Source organism: Acinetobacter sp. ANC_7654, assembly GCF_056779855.1.
Genome location: NZ_JBWYIR010000001.1, coordinates 172,413 through 195,331, shown reverse-complemented (window position 1 = coordinate 195,331; position 22,919 = coordinate 172,413). Strand labels below are relative to the sequence as shown.

At 37.9% G+C, this 22,919-nt stretch carries 18 protein-coding genes; 13 read left to right on the top strand and 5 right to left on the bottom strand.

Features of this window, described 5'->3' with window-relative positions; all coding sequences use genetic code 11:
* Positions 1-5: 5 nt before the first annotated feature.
* On the bottom strand, positions 6-719 hold the full coding sequence (gene crp / locus AC1M86_RS00965; RefSeq protein ID WP_035265881.1) for a cAMP-activated global transcriptional regulator CRP: 714 nt from the start codon (positions 717-719) through the stop codon (positions 6-8).
* 149 nt (positions 720-868) lie between these two features.
* Here crp and AC1M86_RS00960 point away from each other — a divergent pair, with 149 nt between their 5' ends.
* Positions 869-1,294 (top strand): OsmC family protein, encoded by a 426-nt coding sequence (locus tag AC1M86_RS00960; protein ID WP_035265883.1) that lies wholly within the window; start codon positions 869-871, stop codon positions 1,292-1,294.
* A 64-nt stretch (positions 1,295-1,358) separates the two neighbouring features.
* Here AC1M86_RS00960 and AC1M86_RS00955 read toward each other — a convergent pair whose 3' ends face one another.
* The gene (locus AC1M86_RS00955; RefSeq protein ID WP_481607034.1) at positions 1,359-1,847 is read right to left on the bottom strand and encodes a rhodanese-like domain-containing protein; all 489 of its coding nucleotides are present in this window, start codon (positions 1,845-1,847) and stop codon (positions 1,359-1,361) included.
* A 442-nt stretch (positions 1,848-2,289) separates the two neighbouring features.
* On the opposite strand from AC1M86_RS00955, the gene clpB reads away from it, so the two are divergent.
* The 5 genes from clpB to AC1M86_RS00930 all read left to right on the top strand — a co-directional run bounded on the left by clpB (position 2,290) and on the right by AC1M86_RS00930 (position 9,117).
* Positions 2,290-4,866: an ATP-dependent chaperone ClpB gene (gene clpB, locus AC1M86_RS00950; RefSeq protein WP_481607033.1), complete on the top strand. Its 2,577-nt coding sequence runs from the start codon at positions 2,290-2,292 to the stop codon at positions 4,864-4,866.
* A 204-nt stretch (positions 4,867-5,070) separates the two neighbouring features.
* The gene (locus tag AC1M86_RS00945) at positions 5,071-5,907 is read left to right on the top strand and encodes a hypothetical protein (RefSeq protein WP_481607032.1); all 837 of its coding nucleotides are present in this window, start codon (positions 5,071-5,073) and stop codon (positions 5,905-5,907) included.
* Positions 5,907-7,430: a GH3 family acyl-acid amido synthetase gene (locus tag AC1M86_RS00940; RefSeq protein ID WP_481607031.1), complete on the top strand. Its 1,524-nt coding sequence runs from the start codon at positions 5,907-5,909 to the stop codon at positions 7,428-7,430. Before AC1M86_RS00945 ends, AC1M86_RS00940 begins: the two co-directional genes overlap by 1 nt.
* Positions 7,431-7,440: 10 nt before the next feature.
* Complete coding sequence (locus AC1M86_RS00935; protein WP_481607030.1) at positions 7,441-8,583, top strand: GNAT family N-acetyltransferase; 1,143 nt, start codon at positions 7,441-7,443, stop codon at positions 8,581-8,583.
* A gap of 147 nt (positions 8,584-8,730) precedes the next feature.
* A complete protein-coding gene (locus tag AC1M86_RS00930; RefSeq protein WP_481607029.1) occupies positions 8,731-9,117 on the top strand; it encodes a hypothetical protein in 387 nt (128 codons plus the stop codon).
* Positions 9,118-9,164: 47 nt separating this feature from the next.
* Here the strand turns inward: AC1M86_RS00930 and rlmKL are convergent, their stop codons facing one another.
* Positions 9,165-11,369: a bifunctional 23S rRNA (guanine(2069)-N(7))-methyltransferase RlmK/23S rRNA (guanine(2445)-N(2))-methyltransferase RlmL gene (gene rlmKL, locus AC1M86_RS00925; protein WP_481589786.1), complete on the bottom strand. Its 2,205-nt coding sequence runs from the start codon at positions 11,367-11,369 to the stop codon at positions 9,165-9,167.
* A 171-nt stretch (positions 11,370-11,540) separates the two neighbouring features.
* Between rlmKL and AC1M86_RS00920 the strand changes: the two genes are divergently transcribed.
* The 6 genes from AC1M86_RS00920 (at position 11,541) to AC1M86_RS00895 (ending at position 17,835) form a co-directional block, all read left to right on the top strand.
* On the top strand, positions 11,541-12,158 hold the full coding sequence (locus AC1M86_RS00920; protein WP_481607028.1) for a LysE family translocator: 618 nt from the start codon (positions 11,541-11,543) through the stop codon (positions 12,156-12,158).
* A gap of 307 nt (positions 12,159-12,465) precedes the next feature.
* Positions 12,466-13,482 (top strand): aspartate carbamoyltransferase catalytic subunit, encoded by a 1,017-nt coding sequence (locus AC1M86_RS00915; RefSeq protein ID WP_481607027.1) that lies wholly within the window; start codon positions 12,466-12,468, stop codon positions 13,480-13,482.
* Between the two features lie 10 nt (positions 13,483-13,492).
* Positions 13,493-14,728: a dihydroorotase gene (locus AC1M86_RS00910; RefSeq protein ID WP_481588425.1), complete on the top strand. Its 1,236-nt coding sequence runs from the start codon at positions 13,493-13,495 to the stop codon at positions 14,726-14,728.
* 191 nt (positions 14,729-14,919) lie between these two features.
* Positions 14,920-15,819: a lysozyme inhibitor LprI family protein gene (locus AC1M86_RS00905; RefSeq protein ID WP_481589789.1), complete on the top strand. Its 900-nt coding sequence runs from the start codon at positions 14,920-14,922 to the stop codon at positions 15,817-15,819.
* A gap of 128 nt (positions 15,820-15,947) precedes the next feature.
* Positions 15,948-16,973, top strand: a complete 1,026-nt coding sequence (locus AC1M86_RS00900) for a lysozyme inhibitor LprI family protein (protein WP_092766131.1) — start codon at positions 15,948-15,950, stop codon at positions 16,971-16,973.
* A gap of 85 nt (positions 16,974-17,058) precedes the next feature.
* The gene (locus tag AC1M86_RS00895) at positions 17,059-17,835 is read left to right on the top strand and encodes a Rossmann-like and DUF2520 domain-containing protein (RefSeq protein ID WP_481607026.1); all 777 of its coding nucleotides are present in this window, start codon (positions 17,059-17,061) and stop codon (positions 17,833-17,835) included.
* Between the two features lie 29 nt (positions 17,836-17,864).
* On the opposite strand, the gene trmB is transcribed toward AC1M86_RS00895, so the two are convergent.
* A complete protein-coding gene (gene trmB, locus AC1M86_RS00890) occupies positions 17,865-18,581 on the bottom strand; it encodes a tRNA (guanosine(46)-N7)-methyltransferase TrmB (protein ID WP_035265903.1) in 717 nt (238 codons plus the stop codon).
* A gap of 211 nt (positions 18,582-18,792) precedes the next feature.
* Here trmB and AC1M86_RS00885 point away from each other — a divergent pair, with 211 nt between their 5' ends.
* Positions 18,793-21,255 carry an ExeM/NucH family extracellular endonuclease gene (locus AC1M86_RS00885; protein WP_481607025.1) on the top strand — a complete coding sequence of 821 codons (2,463 nt, stop codon included), beginning with the start codon at positions 18,793-18,795 and terminating at the stop codon, positions 21,253-21,255.
* Between the two features lie 39 nt (positions 21,256-21,294).
* Here AC1M86_RS00885 and AC1M86_RS00880 read toward each other — a convergent pair whose 3' ends face one another.
* The gene (locus AC1M86_RS00880) at positions 21,295-22,740 is read right to left on the bottom strand and encodes a SulP family inorganic anion transporter (RefSeq protein WP_481607024.1); all 1,446 of its coding nucleotides are present in this window, start codon (positions 22,738-22,740) and stop codon (positions 21,295-21,297) included.
* Positions 22,741-22,919 lie beyond the last annotated feature (179 nt).

The following is a 22,919-nucleotide window of genomic DNA, read 5'->3' as shown; positions in this document are numbered from 1 at the left end:
AAAATTTATTCATCATCATTGTTGTCAAAGTCTTCTTCAACAGAATTTACTGCTTCTAATGATGAATCAAAAATTAAGATAGCTTTACCATCAGTTTCAATCATGCCTTGTTCTTCAAGTGTTTTAAGAACACGACCAACCATTTCACGTGAACAACCTACAATACGACCAATTTCTTGACGAGTAATACGAATTTGGCGTCCATTTGGAAGAATCATTGCTTCAGGTTGAGCTGACAAGTCGATTAAACAACGTGCAATACGACCCGATACATCAATAAATGCTAGGTCAGTTACTTTTCGAGTTGTATTTTTTAAGCGACGAACGAGCTGTGCGAACACCGCATAGCTAAGATCTGGATACTGCTTACTTACTTCATGGAAGTTAGCATATGAAATTTCAGCAATCTCACATACATCACGTGTACGTACTTCTGCAGTACGCTGAGGATTACTTTCAAATAATCCCATCTCTCCAAAAAAGTCCCCTGGGTTTAAATAGGCTACAACAATTTCACGTTCATCATCTTCACGTAAAATAATTGAAACCGACCCTTTTAAAATTAGATACAGAGATTTCGACTCTGAGCCCGCATCAATAATTGAAGTTCGTTTTGGAAATCTATTGATGTGCGCACGCTTGAGCAAAGCTTTGACAGATTCAGGTAATTGACCTGGCGACAAAGCATCTGTACTAAGTTGTGAAAAATTAGAAGTCATGCTTTTTAAATTCCGATTTGGATAGTAACTAGATCTTTAGACCTAAATAAACTTGCCACGTGAAGCATAAGAGGTGAAATTCCTTATCAGCTCAATATATGCTAGTGTACAGTCCTAAGTAAATTTATAGTTTTTTTTAGGTAGTTGCAATGCATACTAGCGTACATTGGTTAGAGAATGTTGCTTTTGAAGCAAAATCTGAAAGCGGTCACCAAATTATCATGGATGGTGCTGAAGCTTACGGTGGTGAAAACCGTGGTCCACGTCCGATGGAACTCATTTTAATGGGGCTTGGTGGGTGTGCTTCGTTTGATATTGTGACCATATTAAAAAAATCTAGACAAGATGTGACTGGTGTTCAATGTCAGTTGAAAGCTGAGAGGGCAGACACAATTCCTGCGGTTTTCACGAAGATACATTTGCATTTTGTGGTTACAGGAAAAGCAATTAAAGAAAAGCAAGTCGCTAAAGCTGTTGAGCTATCTGCAGAAAAATATTGCTCAGCAAGTAAAATGCTTTCAGATGGCGGTGTTGAAATTACACATGATTTTGAAATCATTGAAGCTGAAGCTTGATTTTATCGAGTTGAAAAAAGCAACCTTAAGGTTGCTTTTTTTATGTAAAGTCATTAAATCAATTTTACTCTTGTACCCATGGCAGATGGTGAAATCGCCAGCCATTGTAAGTACCACGATGGGAGTTGGGATCTAAATCACCTTCAAAACCTTGATCGATATTATATACGTTTGTGAAACCAGCATTATACGCCACACTCGCTGCTGCCGCGGAGCGCTTTCCACTACGGCACATGAGCAAAATGATATCATATACATTAACAAAAGATTGTAACTTCTCTAAAAACTCTGGGTTACGTTCAAGTGAGATGCCTGTCAGCCAAGGAATATGTTCTGAATGTTCGACATAACCTACGAATTTTCGCTCTTCATGTGTTCTGACATCAATAATGATCGCTTGTTGGGATTGGAACAAAAGCCACGCATCTTGGGGTTTTAAAGAGCCTGCAAAAAGGAGTGTATGATCTTCTACATTTTTTTTTGCTTCAGATAAAATAAATTTAATTTTATCTTGATGAACTTTATTTTCTGAGAGATTTATAAAATGATTCATGTAAGTATGCCTGAATGATTAAATCATCCGTTTATGGAAAACGGTGATTATTATAAGTTTTATCTATATTCTTTAAATAAATATAAAATTGATCGTTTATCTTATAAATTCATATTGAATGATTTTGCACAACATGTACCGATTAAGTCGATATAAGTTCGTCGTACTCCTATGTGATGATTTGAGAACAATAATGACCGTTTACTGAGAATATATTTTCTTTGTCATATCTAGTGAATATTAGATAAATATCATAATCACCATGAAAAAATTGTGAAGTGGTATTGAAAAATGTATGAGCAGCACAAATATTATAATTATAATCTATCTTTATTTTTTAAATAATTGAAATATAAGAAAATAATTAAAAAACCGACTTGAAATATGACGCTTCTCACCCATTAACTAAGCAAGTACCAAATTTGTTGTGAGGAAAATAATAATGCGTTTTGAAAAATTTACAAATCGCTTACAGCAAGCCTTATCTGATGCGCAATCTTTAGCAATGGGCAAGGATCATACAGCGATTGAAGGCATCCATATACTATCGACCCTGCTTGAAGAGCCATCAAATATGAGTTTGTTGCAGCAGGCAGGGGCGAATTTACGAGAATTAAGCACAAAGTTGCAACAGGCGCTTGATGATGCACCAACACTTGCTCATCCAACTGGTGATATTAATCTGAGTCCAGATGCGGTTAAAGCGCTTAACTTAGCAGATAGTTATGCACAAAAATCGGGTGATGAGTTTCTTTCAACAGATTGGGTGTTACTTGGTTTAGCAGAAACAGGTGCAACCAAAACTATTTTAAATGCGGTTGGTGTTCAATCTGCAGGTTTAAAAGCGGCGATAACTAAAGTTCGAGGTGATGAAAAAGTCATGAGTAACAATCATGAAGATCAACGTGATTCATTAAACAAATACACCATTGATCTCACTGAGCGAGCACTTTCTGGCAAGCTTGATCCAGTGATTGGGCGAGATGATGAAATTCGTCGAACAGTCCAAGTTTTATCACGCCGTACAAAAAATAATCCTGTTTTGATTGGTGAACCGGGTGTTGGTAAAACTGCCATTGTTGAGGGTTTAGCACAGCGTATCGTCAATGGAGAAGTGCCTGAAAGTTTAAAAAATAAACGTGTCTTATCACTTGATCTTGGATCGCTTTTAGCTGGTGCAAAATATCGTGGTGAATTTGAAGAGCGTTTAAAAGCAGTATTAAAAGATCTTGCTAAACATGATGGTGAAATTATTCTGTTTATCGATGAGTTGCACACTCTAGTCGGTGCAGGTAAAGGCGACGGTGCAATGGATGCAGGTAACATGTTGAAACCTGCTTTAGCACGCGGAGAATTACGTTGTGTAGGTGCTACAACTTTAGATGAATATCGACAATTCATTGAAAAAGATGCAGCACTTGAACGTCGTTTCCAAAAAGTATTGGTTGACGAGCCTAGCGTTGAAGACACGATTGCGATTTTACGTGGATTAAAAGAGCGCTATGAAGTACATCATGGTGTCAAAATCTTAGATTCTGCCATCATTGCTGCAGCTAAAATGTCACATCGCTACATTACAGATCGTCAACTACCAGATAAAGCGATTGATCTAATTGATGAAGCGGCATCTCGAATTAAGATGGAGCTTGATTCAAAACCTGAGTCTCTAGATAAATTAGAGCGTCGTCTTATTCAACTCAAATTACAGCTTGAGGCTGTAAAAAAAGACGAAGATGCGGGAAGTAAAGCTGAAGTTTCACACTTAGAAAAACAAATTGCTGAAGTGGAGAAGGAATACAGCGATCTTGAAGAAGTGTGGATTTCTGAAAAGCGTTTGGTCCAAGGCGATCAACAAACTCAGGCGGAGCTTGATCAAGCACGTATTGCGATGCAAAAGGCACAACGTGAAAATGATCTAGCTGAAATGGCACGACTTCAATATGGAGTAATTCCTGATTTGGAGAAACGACTCAGTGAAGAAGCATCTGAAGAGAAAGTTGAACCTAAATTATTGCGTAATAAAGTGACGGACAATGAAATTGCCGAAGTTATAAGTGCAGCTACAGGAATTCCTGTAGCAAAAATGCTACAGGGTGAGCGTGAAAAATTACTCAGTATGGAAACATTTTTACATAACCGCGTCGTAGGCCAAGATGAAGCGGTAGTTGCAGTTTCTAATGCTGTACGACGCTCACGTGCTGGACTTTCAGATCCAAATCGCCCAAGTGGTTCTTTCTTATTTTTAGGTCCAACAGGTGTCGGTAAAACTGAGTTAACTAAAGCTTTAGCAAACTTCTTATTTGACAGTGACGATGCCATGATCCGTATCGATATGTCTGAATTTATGGAGAAACATTCTGTTAGTCGTTTGGTGGGAGCACCTCCTGGTTATGTTGGTTATGAAGAGGGTGGTGTGCTAACTGAAGCAGTACGCCGTAAGCCTTATAGCGTGGTGTTATTTGATGAAGTAGAGAAGGCTCATCCAGATGTATTTAACATTCTGCTTCAGGTACTTGACGATGGTCGCTTGACTGATTCGCAAGGGCGTGTGGTGGATTTTAAAAATACAGTGATCGTCATGACTTCAAACTTAGGTTCAAATGAAGTGCGCGAATTAGGTGACATGGCGACGGAACAAGATGTACGCAGTGTTGTGATGGCTGCTGTTTCTGAGCATTTTAGACCAGAGTTTATTAACCGAATTGATGAACTTGTAATCTTCCATGCACTGAAAAAATCGCAGATTCGAGGTATCGCGGATATTCAGTTAGATCGCTTACGTGCTCGTTTGGCTGATCGTGATTTAAGTTTGACTGTAGATGACACTGCTTTCGATGAATTAATTGAGGCAGGATATGACCCAATCTATGGGGCTCGACCACTCAAACGTGCTATTCAACAAAAGGTTGAAAATACATTGGCTCAAAAAATTTTGGCGGGAGAATTTTTGCCAGGAGATACAATTGTTATACAAAGCACTGATGGAAATTTGAGTTTTAGTAAACTTAAATTAAATTAGAATTTAATAAACAAACTTTGAAAACCTGAATTAGTTCAGGTTTTTTTTCATTTAAGTGATTTAAAAATAATAAATTTATTTTTTAATAAAATTGCTACTCAAATCTATTAAGTATAAGATTGCACTCAATATTTTTGTGAATAAATGTTTAATTTGTTTATTGATTCACAAAAGGAATTCATTGTTTAGCTTAATGGGATCAATATGCTAGAATTAAAACGACTCCGAAAATTAAAAAAAGAACCTTATAGTGAGTTTGTTAAGGTAAAAGATTTAAAACCCCGTGATATTGAAAAGATGTTCAATATTTACAGTAACTATTATTCGAATACAGTCTTTGAAATTTTTGAAAGAGACCTTCTGGAAAAGACTGGTGTGTTTATCATTCGAGAACCCAAAAAAGATTTTTTAGTGGGTTTCTCAACTGTAATGGAGCGAAATTTTACCGTGAATGGTAAAACTGCCCATGCTTTTTTTAGTGGTGATACCATTATTGAGGAGGCGTATTGGGGTAGTCGAGCATTACAACGTGCGATGTTCCGTTATGTAATGACCTTCAAATTACGTCATACGGGTGTACCGATCTATTGGATGCTGATCTCAAAGGGCTTTAAGACCTACTTACTTCTTGCAAATAATTATTATCACTATTATCCAAATCCAGAAAATAAAGATGAATATTTAAAAGATTATGTTGAAGCGTATTGTCGTGAGTATTTTGCAGAATACTATGATGGTGAATCAAAGCTGATTGATTTTGGAGAAAACTATCAGTGTCTGAAACCTGATGTGGCCCCAATAACAGAAGAAATGCGCCAGAAAAATCGTAAAATTGAGTTTTTTGAGGAATGCAATCCATCTTGGGTTCAAGGTACTGAATTACCGTGTATTGGTGAGCTGCGTTGGGTTGATATTTTGCAAACAGCGGTAAGGTTTGTGAAAAAATCATCGCTCAAAAAAAATAAGTCGAATCTGAATAAAGATAAATTATCTAAATCGGCTCAAACCAAAGATCAAGATCAAGATTCTAAGGTGGCCTAATGTCTGTGATATTTGCAGCTCATCAAGTTTTAAATTTGGCCTGTAAAAAATCATTTAAAGACTTTTATCAATACGCTGATCAATTGGAAAAAGTTCAGCGTGATAAACTAAAAGTTATATGTGATGATCCAAAGATGGAATATGAGTCGTTTGCTCAATATTTTCCAGTAACACGTTATGCTGATTGGAAGCAGAAAGTTGAAGCATCACGTAATCAAGGCGTAAATTTACTTAATAAAAGTAAAATTATCCGATTCCAGCCTACAAGTGGTTCAAGTGAAGCACTCAAATTTATTCCATATACCCAACAATTTTTAGGTGAAATAGATCAGGCGATTGGTTTATGGCTCACGAGTTTATATCGTCGTTATCCTGAACTAAAACGTACAACACACTATTGGTCTGTATCTTGGTTGCCTGAAAGCCAGCGTCAACTGACGACCACTCATAATTTAAATGATGATAGTGCCTTACTTTCTTTTTCAAAACGAATTTTAACTCAAATTACGCAGGCCGTGCCTGCTGACATTGCTTTGGCAGAAACTGCTGAAGATGCGATGTTCGCTACGGCTGTATATTTAGTCAGAGATGAAAATCTCGGCATGATTTCAGTGTGGAGCCCAACTTTTGCACTGCAACTGATCGAAATTATCCAAGAAAATAAGAGTGAAATCGTTGAGGTTTTATCGACTGGTCAGTGGAGTCGTCAAAGTTTAGATTTTTTAAAAATCAAAAAATCAGTAAAACGTAGCCAGATTCTAGAACGATTAGATTTGGAAGATCCGACTTGTTGGAAAAAATTGTGGCCAAAGCTATTTTTAATTTCATCTTGGGATACCGCAAGCGCACAGCACTGGGCACAAATTTTAAAAACCAAAATTAAGGGTGTAAGTTTTGAAGGTAAAGGGCTTTGGGCCACTGAAGGCGTAGTGACTATACCTTTAGATGATCATTATCCCTTGATGTATCAAGCTCATTTTTATGAGTTTCAAGATTTAGATACTCAGCAAACTTACCCTGCTTGGCAGCTTAAACCAGGTCAAATCGTGAGTCCGATTATTACGACAGGGTCTGGCCTAAAACGCTACATTATTGATGATGAATTATTGGTTGATTCTTTTTATCAGGGCATTCCGTGCTTTAAATTTCTTGGTCGAAAGATGACAGTTGATTTGGTCGGAGAAAAGATTGATCAATCTGTTGCTTTGAGTGTGATCGATACATTTAAACAAAACGGTTTTTTACCCATTAGTTTACTCGGAATAGAACAGACTGAATCGAAACCTTATTATGTTTTGCTTTCTGAGGGTAGTGTGAGTGGGCAGCCGTCCGATCAACAGTTAGATCAATTGCTAAAACAAAATTTTCACTATGAGTTGGCACGTAATTTAGGGCAATTAGATGAAGCACGCGTGATGCATGTGGAAGATGCATGGCATGAATATAAGACAATCGCAATGCGCAATGGCATGATTGAGGGGAATATCAAGCCAGAACCATTGAAGAAAATGAAATTTATTTAAGAATTTAAAAATGACAGAGCAAAATTTACTATATCGATCAAAAACCTCGCCTGAATTTTATCTACGTTATGCTGCGGAGCAAGATGATCCTCAATTGATTGAGCTGATTTCTGAAAGTATGCCGAGTAACGGTATGGTGATTTCATTTGAGCGGAAACCGAGTTATTTTCGTGCTACACATGCACAATATAATAAGCCTGAAATTTTGGTTGTCGTACATCAAGATCAGCCTGATCAAATTATTGCCATGATGAACATCGGTTGGAAATCGTATTGGATCAATGGCGTCACTGAACAATTACGCTATGTATCAGATTTACGAATCAAACTTACAGCTCGGGGTAAAAAAGCGTTTAATGTATTTATGGAATACATTTTTGAATGTTTCCCTCGTGAAATTATCTTTCAAAGTGTGATTTTAGAAGATAATAAAGTAGCTCGTAATATGATGCATCGTGAAAGAGAAGGATATGCTTTACCTTATATCTTTGATTCGATGAGCACTTTTACCATTTCTAAGGTGCCTAAGTTTAAGCAGTCTGCTGAACTTCGCCTTGAAACAATGACCATAGATAAGATTGATGCGGTCAATGGTTTTATACAAGAAATGGCTTCCCATTATAATTTTTTACCTGATTATGACTTTAGACAGTTATTGGAAGCTAATCATCCTTTTTGGTATGGGCTGAGATTAGAAGACTTTCATTTAGTGCTCAATTCAGATCATAAAATCGTAGGTTTATTTGGTTTGTGGGATCAAAAAGATTTCAAACAAACTAAAGTGGCGAGTTATTCTACAACGTTAAAACTGTTAAAACCTGTCTATAACACTTATGCTCGAATTACTGGACAGTTAACGCTTCCCGAAGAAGGGCAATCCTTTGATTATCTCATGACGCATAGTTTCCTCTGTGATCCAAGTGCGTTAGACGTACTAAAGTTTATGCTGACCAAAGTAAATACATTGGTGAAAGCTCAGGGTAAAACATCATTTTGTGTGACTGTGGTTGAGAATGACCCACGTAAGCAAGTTCTAGAGCAGTGTTCATCACATAAAATGAAAGCAGTTCACACGCTTCATAGTTATGAAAGTAAACCCTATGACGTGATTGATCGTTCTAAATACTCTTACTTTGAAGTGAGTCGTATTTAAGAATATGGTGCGTTCATCGGAATGCGAGTGAACGCACTTGATTAGCTATAATTAATAAATATATAAATAAAATTACAATAATAATTCTCGAGATAAAAAATGGAATTCATAAGTGTTACTTTTCGACGGTCAATTTTAATTTCTTGCATGCTGTTGTGTGGTTTTCAATGGGCAACTGCACAGCAATTAGATGAATCTGAACTCATCGAACAGCAAGTGATTGATCAGAATTTGAATGAAAATTTAGTGCAAGAATTAAAAAAAGAAGTATCACAGAGCGTTGAGGTACAAATACAAAATCAACAATATTTGGCTCAGACTCAAGCAGAAGAATTTAATCAGAAGCAATTGGTTTCAAATGCGGTTTCTGATTTTGAATTGAGCAAAAAAGCAGATCCTGATCAAATTAGCAAAACCATTAAACCACTGACGTATTATCCTTATGATACGCTACCACGTACTGTCTATGTTTCAACAGATCCAACCATTATTGTGACAAAGGAATATTCATCTTCAAAAAATTTAAGAAAATAAAAAGGGCAAACGAATTGCCCTTTTTTATTGGTCAAGCTCTCTAATCATTAGGCTTGAAGATGTCTAATTTTCCATGAACGGTGAATTTTAGTATTACGTTTAAAGTCTAAACCAATTGTTTCATGGGTGAGTTCTTCAATGTCATAAAACGCTTTGATTTCGTCGTCTAATTCAAAACCACGATAGTTATTTGAGAAATACAGTGTACCACCAGTGGTTAAACGATTCATTGCACGCTTAATCAGGGATAAGTGATCACGTTGAACGTCAAACGTACCATGGAATTTTTTAGAGTTCGAGAACGTTGGCGGATCGATAAAGATTAAGTCATATTGTTCATGACCTTCTTTTAACCATTCAAAACAATCACTGGCAAAGAACTGGTGTTGTTGGTCAGCATGATCAACCGTTAAACCATTTAAAACAAAGTTTTCTTTAGACCAGTTCAAATAAGTATTTGAAAGGTCGACACTGGTCGTGCTCGCAGCACCACCTAACGCAGCATGTAAACTTGCAGTTGAGGTATAACTATATAGATTAAGGAAATGTTTACCTTTTGCTTCAGCAGCGATGCGTAAGCGAATTTGGCGATGGTCGAGGAAAAGGCCAGTATCCAAATAATCTGTCAGGTTAACCAAAATTTTCGCTTTGCCTTCTTGAACGATAAAGCGTTTAGAGGCAGTACTTTGTTTGGTGTATTGGTTTTTACCTTCCTGACGAGCACGAGTCTTGATAAAAATGGCATCGCGACCTAAACCTGTGACAGCACGGATTGCTTGTAAAGCAAGATTAAAACGTTTTTTCGCTTTTTCAGGATCGATTGATTTTGGTGGGGCATATTCTTGAACATGCAGTCGGTCGCCATATAGATCTACAGCGACATTAAAGTCTGGTAAATCAGCATCATAAATTCGTAAACAATAGATATTTTCTTTCACTGCCCATTTTTTCAAATTCTGCATATTCTTTTGCAGGCGATTTGTAAAATCTTCGGCACCTTCAATTTTATCGAATTGAAGTGGTTGCCAATTGGCTAAGAAAGGTTGTGTCACAACAGGTGGCTTAATCTTGCCCGAGCGAATATAAATAGGCAGCTTACCATTCATTAAGCGAAGCGTTTGAGTTTCGCTGAATGCTAACACGTCTGCTTGTTCAATTTGAGCTGCAATAACTGCGGCAGTTTGGTTGGCAAAGTTCTTTTGAAGTAAGCCAGATAGACCAAGATAGAATGAACGGCTAGAGCCTTTATCCCCAAGACGCTCACCATAAGGTGGGTTGGTGACAACGACCACAGATTTACCTTCTGCTTTAAAATCTGGCCAATCAGAAAGGGTGCGCTCTTCTATTTGAATTTGATCTAGCAATGCCTCAAATCCTGCAGCGCGGATATTATTTTTGGTTGCTTTTACTGCTTCCCAATCTGCGTCAAAGGCATAGAATTTTGGAAGCGGTTTTTCTAAGGCAACTTTGTGACGTTCCGCAGCTTCACCTTTAATTTGCATCCAAAGATCATGATCATGACCATTCCAGCCATTAAAGCCGAAACGACGAACCAAACCAGGCGCGCGGTCAGTTAACATCATCAAAGCTTCAATAATAAATGTTCCTGAACCACACATTGGATCAAGAACAATATCTGGATTCTTTTCAATTAATTTTGCATGTTGAAGAATGGCTGCTGCCAAATTTTCTTTGATCGGTGCATCAGTCATATAGTGGCGATAGCCACGTTTATGCAATGAATCGCCAGACAAATCTAAACAGAAAGTATGTTCTTTTTTACCAGCCAAAGCGTAAATGGTTATTTCTGGTTGTTTGATATCGATGCTTGGACGCTTACCGACAGCCTCCATGAAGGAATCTACGATACCGTCTTTCACACGTAAGGTAGCGAATTGGCTGTTGACTTTGATCTCACGTTCGACATGTAAACGCACAGCAAATGTACTTTGAGGTGCAAAAATAAGCGACCAGTCAAAACTATTTGCACCTTCGTAGAGTTCTTCAGCTACATCGCGTGCATCGTGAGTAAATTCAACTTCAAACGTATGGATAGGCGTCAAAACACGTGATGCAAGACGAGACCACATACAAATCCGGTATGCATCAGCCAATTGACCTTTGAAAACCAATCGCCCAGGGAAACGTTCAACGTTTTGTACTCCTAAACCTTCAATTTCTTCTTGAAGTAAGGTTTCAAGCCCATCTGCACAGGTAACCCAATATGTAGAAAGACGAGGTTTAGAATTCATGAACATTCCCAAAGACTAATAAAGCAATCGTATATTTTAACTTATTTTTGATTTTAAAACTGCTTTAATGCGTTGATCCAACCATTTTAAAAATAATTTAAATTTAAAAGATTGATTGAAACTGGTTGATATAGCCCCATAAAACTAAAAAACACTAAAAGATAAAAAAATATGCTGGCTTTAATTTTCTCTATGTTTACCTTTTCATTATCGATGTCTATCTCTCCTGGGCCTGTTAATTTAACTATTCTCAGTAGCAGTATGAACTTTGGTGTTCGAAAAACTTTTGCTTTTATTTCAGGTGCTACCATTGGATTTACTGCTTTACTTGCAGCAGTTTGCTTTGGTCTATATCAGATTATTTTATTGTATCCGGTTCTTTTGGATGCTATTGCGCTGTTAGGAACGGCTCTATTGGTTTGGATTGGCTGGAATATTTTAAGTGCTAAAGGCGAGAAAATTCAAACGGATCAACAAGATCTAGAGAAAATTCCAAATTTTACTCAAGGTGCTTTAATGCAGTGGCTGAATCCAAAAGCTTGGATTGCCGCTGTTTCAGGTACAGCTCTTTTTTCAGCTTCAGAGAATAGTGTTTATTTAGCGCTTTTTGTTTTGATTTATTTTATGGTCTGCTATGTCTCTTTATGGCTTTGGGGATATGCAGGGGAAAAATTGGCTCAGTTTCTTAATGTGGGAAATCGAGCAAGAATTTTGAATAGGGTGATGGGAAGTCTTTTAATCGTGATTGCTATACAGATGTGTCTCACTCATTTTTTAACATATCCATAAAACTATGAGTGGATCATTTATTAAAAATTTCTATTTTTATAATCTAACTCACTATTTCAGGGAAATTTGATTGAACAGATGTATCAAAATAAAGATAAACAAGATTTTATGTAGGAGTTTGGAGCTTAATTTTGAGGGAATTAGAAGATTTCAATGGGATGCTTTTGGTTAAATTAAGTTTTTGAAAAATTTTATGAAACATCATAAGTCGTGATTAAGTTAGATATTGATCAGCTGCAGTGTGGATCACTGCCAAATCATTTTAGAATCTGTATAATACGTTGACTTAACGTATAAGGAATCTCTCATGCACTTCGCTGCATTGCATACACCGAGCCAGATTCAACTCAACCAAGATGGGAATCTCAAACACTTCCTCACCATCGAAGGCCTTTCAAAAGAAACTCTTACAAAAATATTGGACACTGCACAGTCCTTTTTTAATGACCAAAATCAGCTCATTACCAATAATATGCTTGAAGGCAAAACGGTAATGAACCTGTTTTTCGAAAATTCGACACGTACACGAACGACATTTGAAGCAGCGGCAAAACGTCTTTCTGCCAACGTGCTCAATATTGATATTGCTCGCTCAAGTACTTCTAAAGGCGAAACACTGAGAGATACACTGTGGAATTTAGAAGCAATGGCGGCTGATATCTTTGTGGTTCGACATTCTTCATCGGGTGCTGCACATTTTATTGCGAAGGATGTTTGTCCAACTGTTGCGATTATCAACGCGGGTGATGGACGTCATGCGCATCCAACACAAGCAATGTTGGATATGCTTACGATTCGCCGTGAAACCAATAAAAAATTTGAAGATATTTCCATTTCAATCATTGGGGATATTAAACATTCACGAGTTGCACGTTCTGATGTGGCTGCATTGCAAACATTAGGTTGTAAAGATATTCGTGTGATTGCGCCGAATACGTTACTTCCTTATGGCTTCGATGAATATGGTGAAGGTGTTCGCCTATTTAACAATATGGAAGCTGGGATTAAGGATTGTGATGTCATCATTACTTTACGTATTCAAAATGAACGTATCGATTCACCTGCATTATCTTCACAAGCTGATTTTTACAAAATGTATGGTTTGAACAAAGAGCGTTTGGCTTTGGCCAAACCTGATTGTATCGTGATGCATCCAGGGCCGATGAATCGTGGTGTTGAGATTGATTCAAGTATTGCAGATGGTCCTCAATCAGTGATTTTGAATCAAGTGACCAATGGTATTGCGGTGCGTATGGCAGTTCTCGCACTGGCGATGCAGGGTCAGTTACAAGAACAAGGTTTAATTGAAGCAGTTGCGGTATAAGGAATCAGTCATGTCTATTGTTAAAGTCGAAAATGTACGCGTCCTAGATCCAATTGCTCAAACTGATCAAATAGAAACTATTTTTATTCAAGATGGAAAACGCATCGAAGCGACTTCAGATGTGCATGAAAGCATCGATGGGCAAGGCAAATGGTTGATGCCAACGATGGTTGATTTGTGTGCACGTTTACGAGAGCCAGGTCAACAACAACATGGAACGTTGAAATCTGAAGGTAAAGCAGCACGTGAAAATGGCATTTTACATGTATTTACCCCACCAGATTCAAAACCTATCGTTCAGGACAATGGCGCTTTAATTCATGGTCTTGTTGAAAAGGCCATGTTAGATGGCGGGATTTACCTTGAGGTGATAGGTGCACAAACACAAGGGCTTCAAGGAAATCAACCAGCCAACATGGCGGGTTTAAAAAAGGGTGGTTGTACTGCTGTATCAAATGCAAATGCACCTTTTGCGAATGACGATGTGGTGCTTCGTACGCTTGAATATGCTGCAGGTTTGAATTTAACTGTCGTATTCTATGCTGAAGAGCCTCAAATTGCGAAAGATGGCTGTGTGCATGAAGGCTTTATTGCTTCACGCCAAGGTTTACCAATGATTCCTGCTTTGGCAGAAACGGTCGCGATCGCAAAATATCTATTAATGATAGAGGCGACAAAAGTCCGCGCACACTTCGGATTACTGTCTTGTGGTGCTTCGGTTGAGTTAATACGTATCGCGAAGGAAAAAGGATTGCCAGTCACGTGTGATGTTGCAATGCATCAGTTACATCTTACGGAATCTTTAATTGATGGATTCAATTCCTTGGCACATGTACGTCCACCTTTGCGTTCAGAATCTGATAAAGAGTTACTTCGTCAGGGAGTGAAATCTGGAGTAATTGACGCGATTTGTACGCATCATGAACCACTCAGTAGTTCTGCAAAAATGGCACCTTTTGCAGAGACTTTGCCAGGTTTTACTGCTTTTGATTCATATGTTCCTTTTGGAATCAAATTGATTGAAGAAGGTTTATTTAGTCCATTAGAGTGGGTTGAAAAAGTAACGAGTGCGCCAGCTGCTGTTGCACAAATGACTGAGACATGGAAAGCACAGGCTGGATGGGTGCTGGTTGATCCAGATTTGGAATGGACACTTGATAAATCTTCTATTATTTCTCAAGGTAAAAATACACCGTTGATTAATCAAAAAGTCAAAGGTAAGGTAATTCGTACTTTCATAAAATAATGTGAATTCAATCATTTAAAGGTCGATTAATATCGGCCTTTTTTATTTTGGATGATTGAATAATTCATGATTCAGTATATTTTATGAAGATCTGTATTTTTTAATAAAATTTAACTGAGAGCTTTAATAAGAATCAAAACAAAACCAATGAGGTTTGGTATCAAGAGCTTGAGTTTGATTGGGGGAGTAGCATGAAACTTCGGATGAAAACATTGACCACATTGTGCATGGTTGGTGCATTGTCAGGATGCCAACAAGTGTATTCAATCATGTATGCTTTTAATCGTTGTGATCAACCTGAAGTGCAATTAAAACTCGAACAAGTCATCCATAAAGACATCGCCAATATCTCAGCGACTCAACTCAAAAGTATTATAGAAAATGATCAAGTTATTATAGATGGTCAACTCTTACAGCGTAGTTTGAAACCAGTTCAATTTAAAATTGAAAACATTGATAAAATAAAGAAAATGAGATCCTCTGATCAGACGATGTGTACAGCAAGAGTCACTGCTGAACTACCATCAAATTATCTGACGGATGCTGATGTATCGCGCGCATTAAATCGAGAGTCAAATGTTTTAGAATCAGCTGCACTTTCTCAATTAAACTTTGAGAACAATCAGATTTCTACTGAGTTAAATTATAGTGTACGAATTTCAGAGCATGAAGTAACTGTACAATTGGTGAATGCACTACATTTCACCAGTTTTATGCAAAAAGTTCTAATAGATGCCCATTTAAAACCATCACGTTTGACGGCTTTAGTGTTAGATCGTCAAAAGAAACAAGCACTTTTAAATCAGCAAAATAAAACATCAGATGATTATCAATCCATTCTTATTGCTGAAGCACAACTTAAATTAGATCAAGCCAATGAAGATCTAAATTCTGTATGGAGTAGAGCTTCACTTCAAGCACGCCAAAAAATACAATACGAGCAAGAACTGTGGGCAAAAAAGCGTAATTTAGAATGTAAATTAAATAGTGAAGGCGCCGATAATCCTGAAGTTTTTCGATTGAATTGCGAAACAAATATGGCGATTAGTCGAACATCTGAATTACAGCAAAAAATTTTCACTCTAAGTTAGGCATTGATTAAACAGGGTTGTTGAGCGTTAGCTTTTACGCATCAAATTTTAAAAAAATAAAAATGTGATGGAGTTGTTGTTTTTTATTTGATTAAATATGTCAAAATTATAAATATGCGGTATAAAAAATGACGTATAAGATTAAATTGGCTTTGATTATCTCTACCATCTTCGTTGCAGGTTGTGATCTGAATAAGAAAAGCAAAGACACCTCACAGAATGTAGAAATTGCTGATTGGAGTTGTACTTCTCCTACGAATGTCAAAGAAATTGAACGCTTTGCGCAACAGGAATATAACAACATTTTAGATCGTCGTTTAAAAGCAACACATCAGTATGAGTCAGATTTAAAATTACTTTCCCAAATCAACTCATCGCTTAGATTTGAACTCAAGTCGATTACAACAACGAATGATCCTTCAAATGCAACAAACAAACTGACGTGTTCAAGCCAGTTAGTTATCCACCTGACGAAGGGGCTTCAACGTCGTGCTGAAAATGCATACCTTGAAAAACCTTGCGAATATGAATGTGAACATGACGAAGGTAGTTATACGCTCCAACATTGGATTAATGATGTTCATGGCAATATCAGTTATGGGCAAGATAAGCTCATAGGCACTTTAAATTATGAGATTACCAAGACAGATAAAGAAGGTTTAATGCTAAGTGTGCAACCTGATAATGCATTGTTAGATATTGCTGCAAGTATGACGAGATATGCTGTTCAATTTGAAGCATTTCGTAAAGCAAATCAGAATGAATCAAAAGCTTACGAAGAATATGAGGCAGTACAACAAAAACAAAAGGCCTTGGCACTCAAAGCCATGCAATTGAGAAAATCTGATTTAGATAAAGAGCAAGCACGAGCTGTCGAGCGACTTAATTTAACTTGGGATAATTTGAGCGGCGAACAAAAAGAACAGCTAAAGAGCGATCAAACTGAATGGTTCGAACGTCGTGACGTGGATTGTAAAGTGGTCTCTCAAAAGTCAATTGAAAGTATCCCAGAAAAAGAACGCGAAACTTATCAGCAACATTATCAATATTGGGACAATGAAATGAATCAAATGAATGTTGAGATGCAATATTCTAAATGTTTCATTCAAAAGACCAATGAGAGAATTGTGTACCTAAACAATGTGTTTAATTAATTCATTACAATATAGCAAAAGGGCGAATTGATTCGTCCTTTTTTTATCGGCATGCTTAGGTATACAGAATATATGTGGAAGCGATATGCGTATTAGTGTGATTGGAGCAGGGCGCGTAGCTCATCATTTGGCTCAGGTATTGAGTCAGCATCATGAGATTGTCCAAGTGTTTAGTCGAGAGCAATCTAAAGCCAATTTGTTGGCGGCTTTAGTAAGAGCTAGACCATGCAATGCAATTGAAGATCTCGAAGACACTGTTGATATTGCATTATTGGTGGTGAGTGATAAGGCAGTTGAAGAAGTTGCTGAAAAAGTTGCAAAACAGCTTCCTCAGGCTTTAATTGTACATACGTCTGGCAGTACCCATATCTCTAAAATCACGCAATATCATGAGCGTGCAGGTGTGTTCTATCCACTACAAACCTTTAGCTTTGAAAGTCAAATTGATTGGTTGAGTACGCCAATATTTGTTGAAGCGATGAGCGACCAGGATTTAGCATCCTTGACTCAAATGGCAAAAGAGTTGAGTCAAAAGGTTTATCAATATGACTCAACACAGCGCTTGAGTTTGCATTTAGCAGCTGTCTTCGCGTGTAACTTTACCAACTACTGCTATGACGTCGCTAAGCAGCTCGTAGATGCACAAAAAGTCGATTTTAATTTATTGTACCCATTGATTTTGGAAACTGCGAAAAAAGCGACTTTAAATCCCCCAAAACAGGTGCAAACTGGTCCAGCGATGCGTGGTGATCAAAACATTATCCATATGCATCAAGAGATGCTGGCGCAGGCTGGACGTACGGATTTAAGCCAAGTGTATAGTGTGGTGAGTGATCAAATTTATAAAAGACAATCAGAATAAAAAAACAGGACTTAAGTCCTGTTTTTTTATTATTGAATCTTTTTAAATAAGAAGTCGTTAATTTTATGGCCTTCTTCAATTCCACGACGTTCAAACTTAGTTTGAGGACGCCAGTCAGGACGAGGATAACTGTTACCTTTACCCGCCATATTTTCTAAACGAGGGCGGTTATCTAATACATCTAACATCCATTCTGCATAGGGTTCCCAATCGGTCGCAGCATGGAATGTTCCACCCATTTCAAGTTTTTCTTCAACTAAAGGCATACGATCGTGTGAGACGAAGCGACGTTTATGGTGACGTTTTTTCTGCCAAGGATCGGGGAAATAAAGTTGAATTGCATTGATACTGTTATCTGGCATTTCACGCAAAACTTGAATTGCATCCGCATCAAGTAAACGTAAGTTTGTCAAACCAGCCATACCCGCTTCATATACACATTGTGCAATGCCGGGAACATGTACTTCGATGCCGACATAATTGCGTTCAGGATTGGCTTTTGCCATAAGTACAAGAGAGCGCCCCATACCGAAACCTATTTCAACCGTCAATGGACGTTCAGGATGCTCAAATTGCTGACGTAAATCACCAACAGGATATTCCAAAATTAAGTGACCATATTGTTCAAGCGCAGTTCGTTGAGAAGTATTCAACGGAGATGAACGGCGCATAAATGTGACAATTTCGCGATGCTCGTTCAAGTTGTCTAATTCTACAACTTGCGGGTCTAATTGATCGTTCGACATAACTTTGGCAAATGAGAAAAAAATTCGAATGCGGTATTTTAAGACCTGAGACTCCTAAGTCAAACCTTTTTATACCTGAAAGCGCTACGTAGCTATTAATGATTTGTCGATCTATTCATGAACTTTTTCAAAATGTCATGAATTGTTCATCTACTTGTCATGCCTGTACACTAGGCTTGGAAAATAATATGAACAATGAATAAGACTTAAAATGAATAAAATAACGCTAAATAAATGGGTGTTCAATAAACTCACATTATCTTTATGTTTGATCGGATTTAGTTCAACGCCGTATGCTGAACTCATGATCAGCCAGTATGTGGATGGTAATAACAACAAGAAAGGTATTGAACTATACAATCCAGATGGAGGTGTTGTTGATTTATCCGCGTATCAATTAAAAATATTTCCGAATGGTCTAACCACCGCGAATTTGACGGTTAAGCTGCAAGGAACTTTAACAGCTCAGCAGCACTTTTTAATTGGACATTCAAATTTAAAAACTGAATTGGGTGAAGCAGTTCAGCAAACTGCTAACCTATCATTTAATGGCGATGATGCAATTGTTCTCTATAAAAACAATGTGGCTGTCGACCGTTTTGGTGCGATTGGAATACAGCAAAACTGGGCAACCGGTTTAAGCTTTGAACGTACAAAGAAAACACATGATGTCGTTTCGATAGATCCATCTGCACCCTTTGAAATTCAAAAAGAGTGGGCTAAATGGTCGGATCGCAATGCTTTTAACCAGTATTTAGCGATTAGTACAAATGAACCAATAGAGCCATCTCCGACGACTCTAAGTTGTAACTCTGCGAATACACCTATCGCTGAACTCTCACAAGCAGCTAAGAATCAAAACTATACTGTGAAGGGGGTGATTACTGCGGATTATCGTTATGCGAATGGATTCTCAGGTTTCTATATCCAAACCCCTGATGCCAAAGCAAAACCCGATCTAACTAACGCGATTTTTGTATATGCTCCTGCTTCAAGTCCTATAAAAGGAGGAAAAGTCGGAGAAGAAGTCGTTCTTAAAGGTCGATTAACTGAATATCAAAATCAGTTACAGATTGATAATTTATCCGAAAATATTTTAACTTGTAATCAAGCGGCAAGCGCTTGGATAACGCCATTATCAATCGAGTTACCATTTGAGAGTTTAACTAACGCGTCAGGGCATGCGCCAAAGCGTTATCAAGGTATGTTGGTTAAAATTCCTCAAACATTAACGGTAAGTGAAAATTACAATTATGGCCGCTACGGACAACTGTCATTAAGTCTAGGACGTTTGTTTATGCCGACCAATATTTATCCAGCTAAATCAGCAGAAGCAACGGCATTGGCGCAAAAAAATCTTTTGTCCAAAATTGAACTTGATGATGGATATAATGCACAAAATTTAACGCCTACACTGCCAAGTCAGTTTAGTGCTTTAAATACCCTACGTGCAGGTGATCAGTTAAATGCTGTTGAGGGTATTCTAGAATATCGATTTAATTCTTGGCGTATTCAACCTGTACAAGGTCGTACTCAAATCCAAATTAAAGCCAATAACCCGCGGCCACCAATGATTCAGAAATATTCAAACCAAACCCGTGTCGTGGCTTTCAATGTTTTGAACTATGATAATGGTTTAAATGGTTTTCCAACTGAGCGAGGTGCTAGCAGCAAAGCTGAGTTTGAGAAGCAACATACCAAAATAGTCAGTGCAATGAAAGAAATCGATGCTGATGTATTTGGTTTAATGGAAATTGCGAATAATGGTTATGGTGAAAATAGTGCCATTGCATATTTAACACGAGCACTTGGATCGGAGTGGAAATATATCACTCCGCCAAATTCAAATCGATTAGGTGATGATGCGATTGCTGTTGCGATTATTTACAACAGTAAGCGTGTAAAACCTGTTAACGCTGCTGCAGTGTTTGATGACCAGTCACAAAGAAATCGAGTGACCCTTGCTCAAAGTTTTCAACCAGTGAGTGGCGGTAAAATCTTTACGGTTATTCCGAATCATTTGAAGTCTAAAGGAAGTTGTCCTTCAAATGATCAATCTGCTGATGCGGATCAAGGTGATGGTCAGGGGTGTTGGAATGCGACACGGGTTAAAGCGGTACAACAACTCATGCAGTGGATTGAAAAGAATCCAACGCAAATTACAGGTCATACGAATACGCTCTTAATTGGTGATTTAAATAGTTATGCAAAAGAAGATCCAATTTTGGCTTTAGAGCGTGCTGATTATACGAATGTACTGGCGGACAAGGTTGTAGGGCTCGGTGAACAGGCATATACCTATGTATTTGGTGTCGACAGTAACAAAGCTGGTTTTGGTGGAGCAGGTAATTTGGATCATGCTTTAGCTGATGCTTCGTTATTTCCTGCGGTTAAGCGTGCATTTGTATGGCACATTAACGCTGATGAGCCAACGAACCTAGATTATAACGAAGAATTTAAGACTACAGAGCAGAAGTCGCTCTTTTATGCTGATCATGCATTTAGATCATCTGATCATGATCCAGTGATTGTCGACTTAGAGCTTAACAGCTCAACAAATGCTGAGCAGCCACAGCGTGACACTAAGTCAGGTGGTGGTTCGTTGAACTTGCTATCCATTTTAGGATTAAGCCTGTTAGCCTTGGTTGGTTGGAGACGCAGAAATCATTCCTAAAACTTAGAAGTAAAAAAAGAGCCATTTGGCTCTTTTTTTTTAAGTATTTGAGATACGTTCTATCAATGTTATGCTCGCTTGGTTTAAACCAATCACACGTACCTGAGTCCCTTCCGCTTCAAATTTAGCCACGACATTCGCTAACATATTGACAGAAGTGATGTCCCAAATATGAGCATAGCTGAGATCTATTTCTACTTGCTTGATATCTTCTTTGAAATCAAAAAATGCATAAAAAATTTCTGCGCTACTGAAAAATATTTGACCTTTCACCGTATAGTAGCGTACGTGATTTTCTAATTCAGATTGAACTTTTACTTCACTCTCGAGTTTATTAATGAGCAATAAGGCTGACAGAACTACACCAATCAATACGCCTAGAGCAAGGTTATGTGTTGCAAGAACAATCACCACGACAGTAAGCATGACAACATTACTTTGCACGGGATGTTTGCGGAAATTTTTTACTGAATCCCAATTAAATGTCGTGAACGCGACCATGATCATAATGGCGACTAAAGCAGCCATAGGAATATAAGCCAACCAATCTTTAAAGAAGACCACGAGACATAGCAAAAAAACACCAGCCACTAATGTCGATAATCTTGTTCTTGCACCTGAGCTGACATTGATGATGGATTGCCCGATCATTGCACATCCAGCCATCCCCCCCATAACGCCACTTACCATGTTCGCGATCCCTTGACCGCGACATTCTTGATGACGATCTCCTTCAGACTCAGTCATTTCATCAATCACAGTCGTAGTCATCATGGTCTCAAGCAAACCAACTGTGGCGAGCGTGAGAGAGTACGGTAAAATAATAAGTAAAGTGTCGAGATTGAATGGAATTTCAGGAACTAAAAATACAGGCAAGGTATCTGGGAATGCACCTAAATCACTAACTGTTCTCATGTCAGCGCCAAGTAGAAGTGCCAATACACTGAGTACAATAATACACACTAATGGCGATGGTATGATTTTTCCGATTTTGGGTAAATAGGGAAATGCGTAAATGACCAATAAACCAATCGCTAAAAATATATAGCCTAAGCTATTCATTTGAGCAATTTCTGGAAATTGAGCGATAAAAATGAGAATCGCTAAAGCATTTAAGAAACCATAGACCACTGACTGGGAAACAAAACGCATGAGTTTTGCGACTTTGAGATATCCAGCGATAATTTGAATTACACCTGTCAGAATCGTAGCTGCCAATAAATATTGTAATCCGTGTTCTTTAACAAGAGTGATCATCAGCAGCGCCATCGCACCTGTAGCAGCCGAAATCATAGCAGTCCTACCACCAAAGAAGGCGATCGTAACAGCTATACAGAATGAGGCATACAGACCTACCTGAGGATCAACGCCAGCTATCGCCGAAAATGCGATTGACTCAGGAATCAAAGCTAAGCCTACGACTAAGCCTGCAAGTACGTCAGTTCGAATGTTAGAAAACCACTGATCTTTCTTTAAATAAATCACAATTTGCCTTTCACAAAGATGTAGCAGCGCTATGGTAAAACATCACACAAATAAAAGCTGAAAAAAGCTTGAAAATTAATTCAATCTGCACAATATTCATAAAGAGATCATCGATGTTTACGCTTGCTTGCAATTTAAAAAACAGTTCTTATTGAAAAAAAGCGTGAAGCAATTTAAAA

Coding starts and splice junctions, on each gene's coding strand:
- AC1M86_RS00910 (WP_481588425.1), top strand. CDS start 13,493: ATGTCTATTGTTAAAGTCGAAAATGTACGCGTCCTAGATCCAATTGCT.
- crp (WP_035265881.1), bottom strand. CDS start 719: ATGACTTCTAATTTTTCACAACTTAGTACAGATGCTTTGTCGCCAGGT.
- AC1M86_RS00930 (WP_481607029.1), top strand. CDS start 8,731: ATGCTGTTGTGTGGTTTTCAATGGGCAACTGCACAGCAATTAGATGAA.
- AC1M86_RS00935 (WP_481607030.1), top strand. CDS start 7,441: ATGACAGAGCAAAATTTACTATATCGATCAAAAACCTCGCCTGAATTT.
- AC1M86_RS00960 (WP_035265883.1), top strand. CDS start 869: ATGCATACTAGCGTACATTGGTTAGAGAATGTTGCTTTTGAAGCAAAA.
- AC1M86_RS00900 (WP_092766131.1), top strand. CDS start 15,948: ATGACGTATAAGATTAAATTGGCTTTGATTATCTCTACCATCTTCGTT.
- AC1M86_RS00920 (WP_481607028.1), top strand. CDS start 11,541: ATGCTGGCTTTAATTTTCTCTATGTTTACCTTTTCATTATCGATGTCT.
- AC1M86_RS00915 (WP_481607027.1), top strand. CDS start 12,466: ATGCACTTCGCTGCATTGCATACACCGAGCCAGATTCAACTCAACCAA.
- AC1M86_RS00895 (WP_481607026.1), top strand. CDS start 17,059: ATGCGTATTAGTGTGATTGGAGCAGGGCGCGTAGCTCATCATTTGGCT.
- AC1M86_RS00940 (WP_481607031.1), top strand. CDS start 5,907: ATGTCTGTGATATTTGCAGCTCATCAAGTTTTAAATTTGGCCTGTAAA.
- AC1M86_RS00885 (WP_481607025.1), top strand. CDS start 18,793: ATGAATAAAATAACGCTAAATAAATGGGTGTTCAATAAACTCACATTA.
- trmB (WP_035265903.1), bottom strand. CDS start 18,581: ATGTCGAACGATCAATTAGACCCGCAAGTTGTAGAATTAGACAACTTG.
- AC1M86_RS00955 (WP_481607034.1), bottom strand. CDS start 1,847: ATGAATCATTTTATAAATCTCTCAGAAAATAAAGTTCATCAAGATAAA.
- AC1M86_RS00945 (WP_481607032.1), top strand. CDS start 5,071: ATGCTAGAATTAAAACGACTCCGAAAATTAAAAAAAGAACCTTATAGT.
- AC1M86_RS00905 (WP_481589789.1), top strand. CDS start 14,920: ATGAAACTTCGGATGAAAACATTGACCACATTGTGCATGGTTGGTGCA.
- rlmKL (WP_481589786.1), bottom strand. CDS start 11,369: ATGAATTCTAAACCTCGTCTTTCTACATATTGGGTTACCTGTGCAGAT.
- clpB (WP_481607033.1), top strand. CDS start 2,290: ATGCGTTTTGAAAAATTTACAAATCGCTTACAGCAAGCCTTATCTGAT.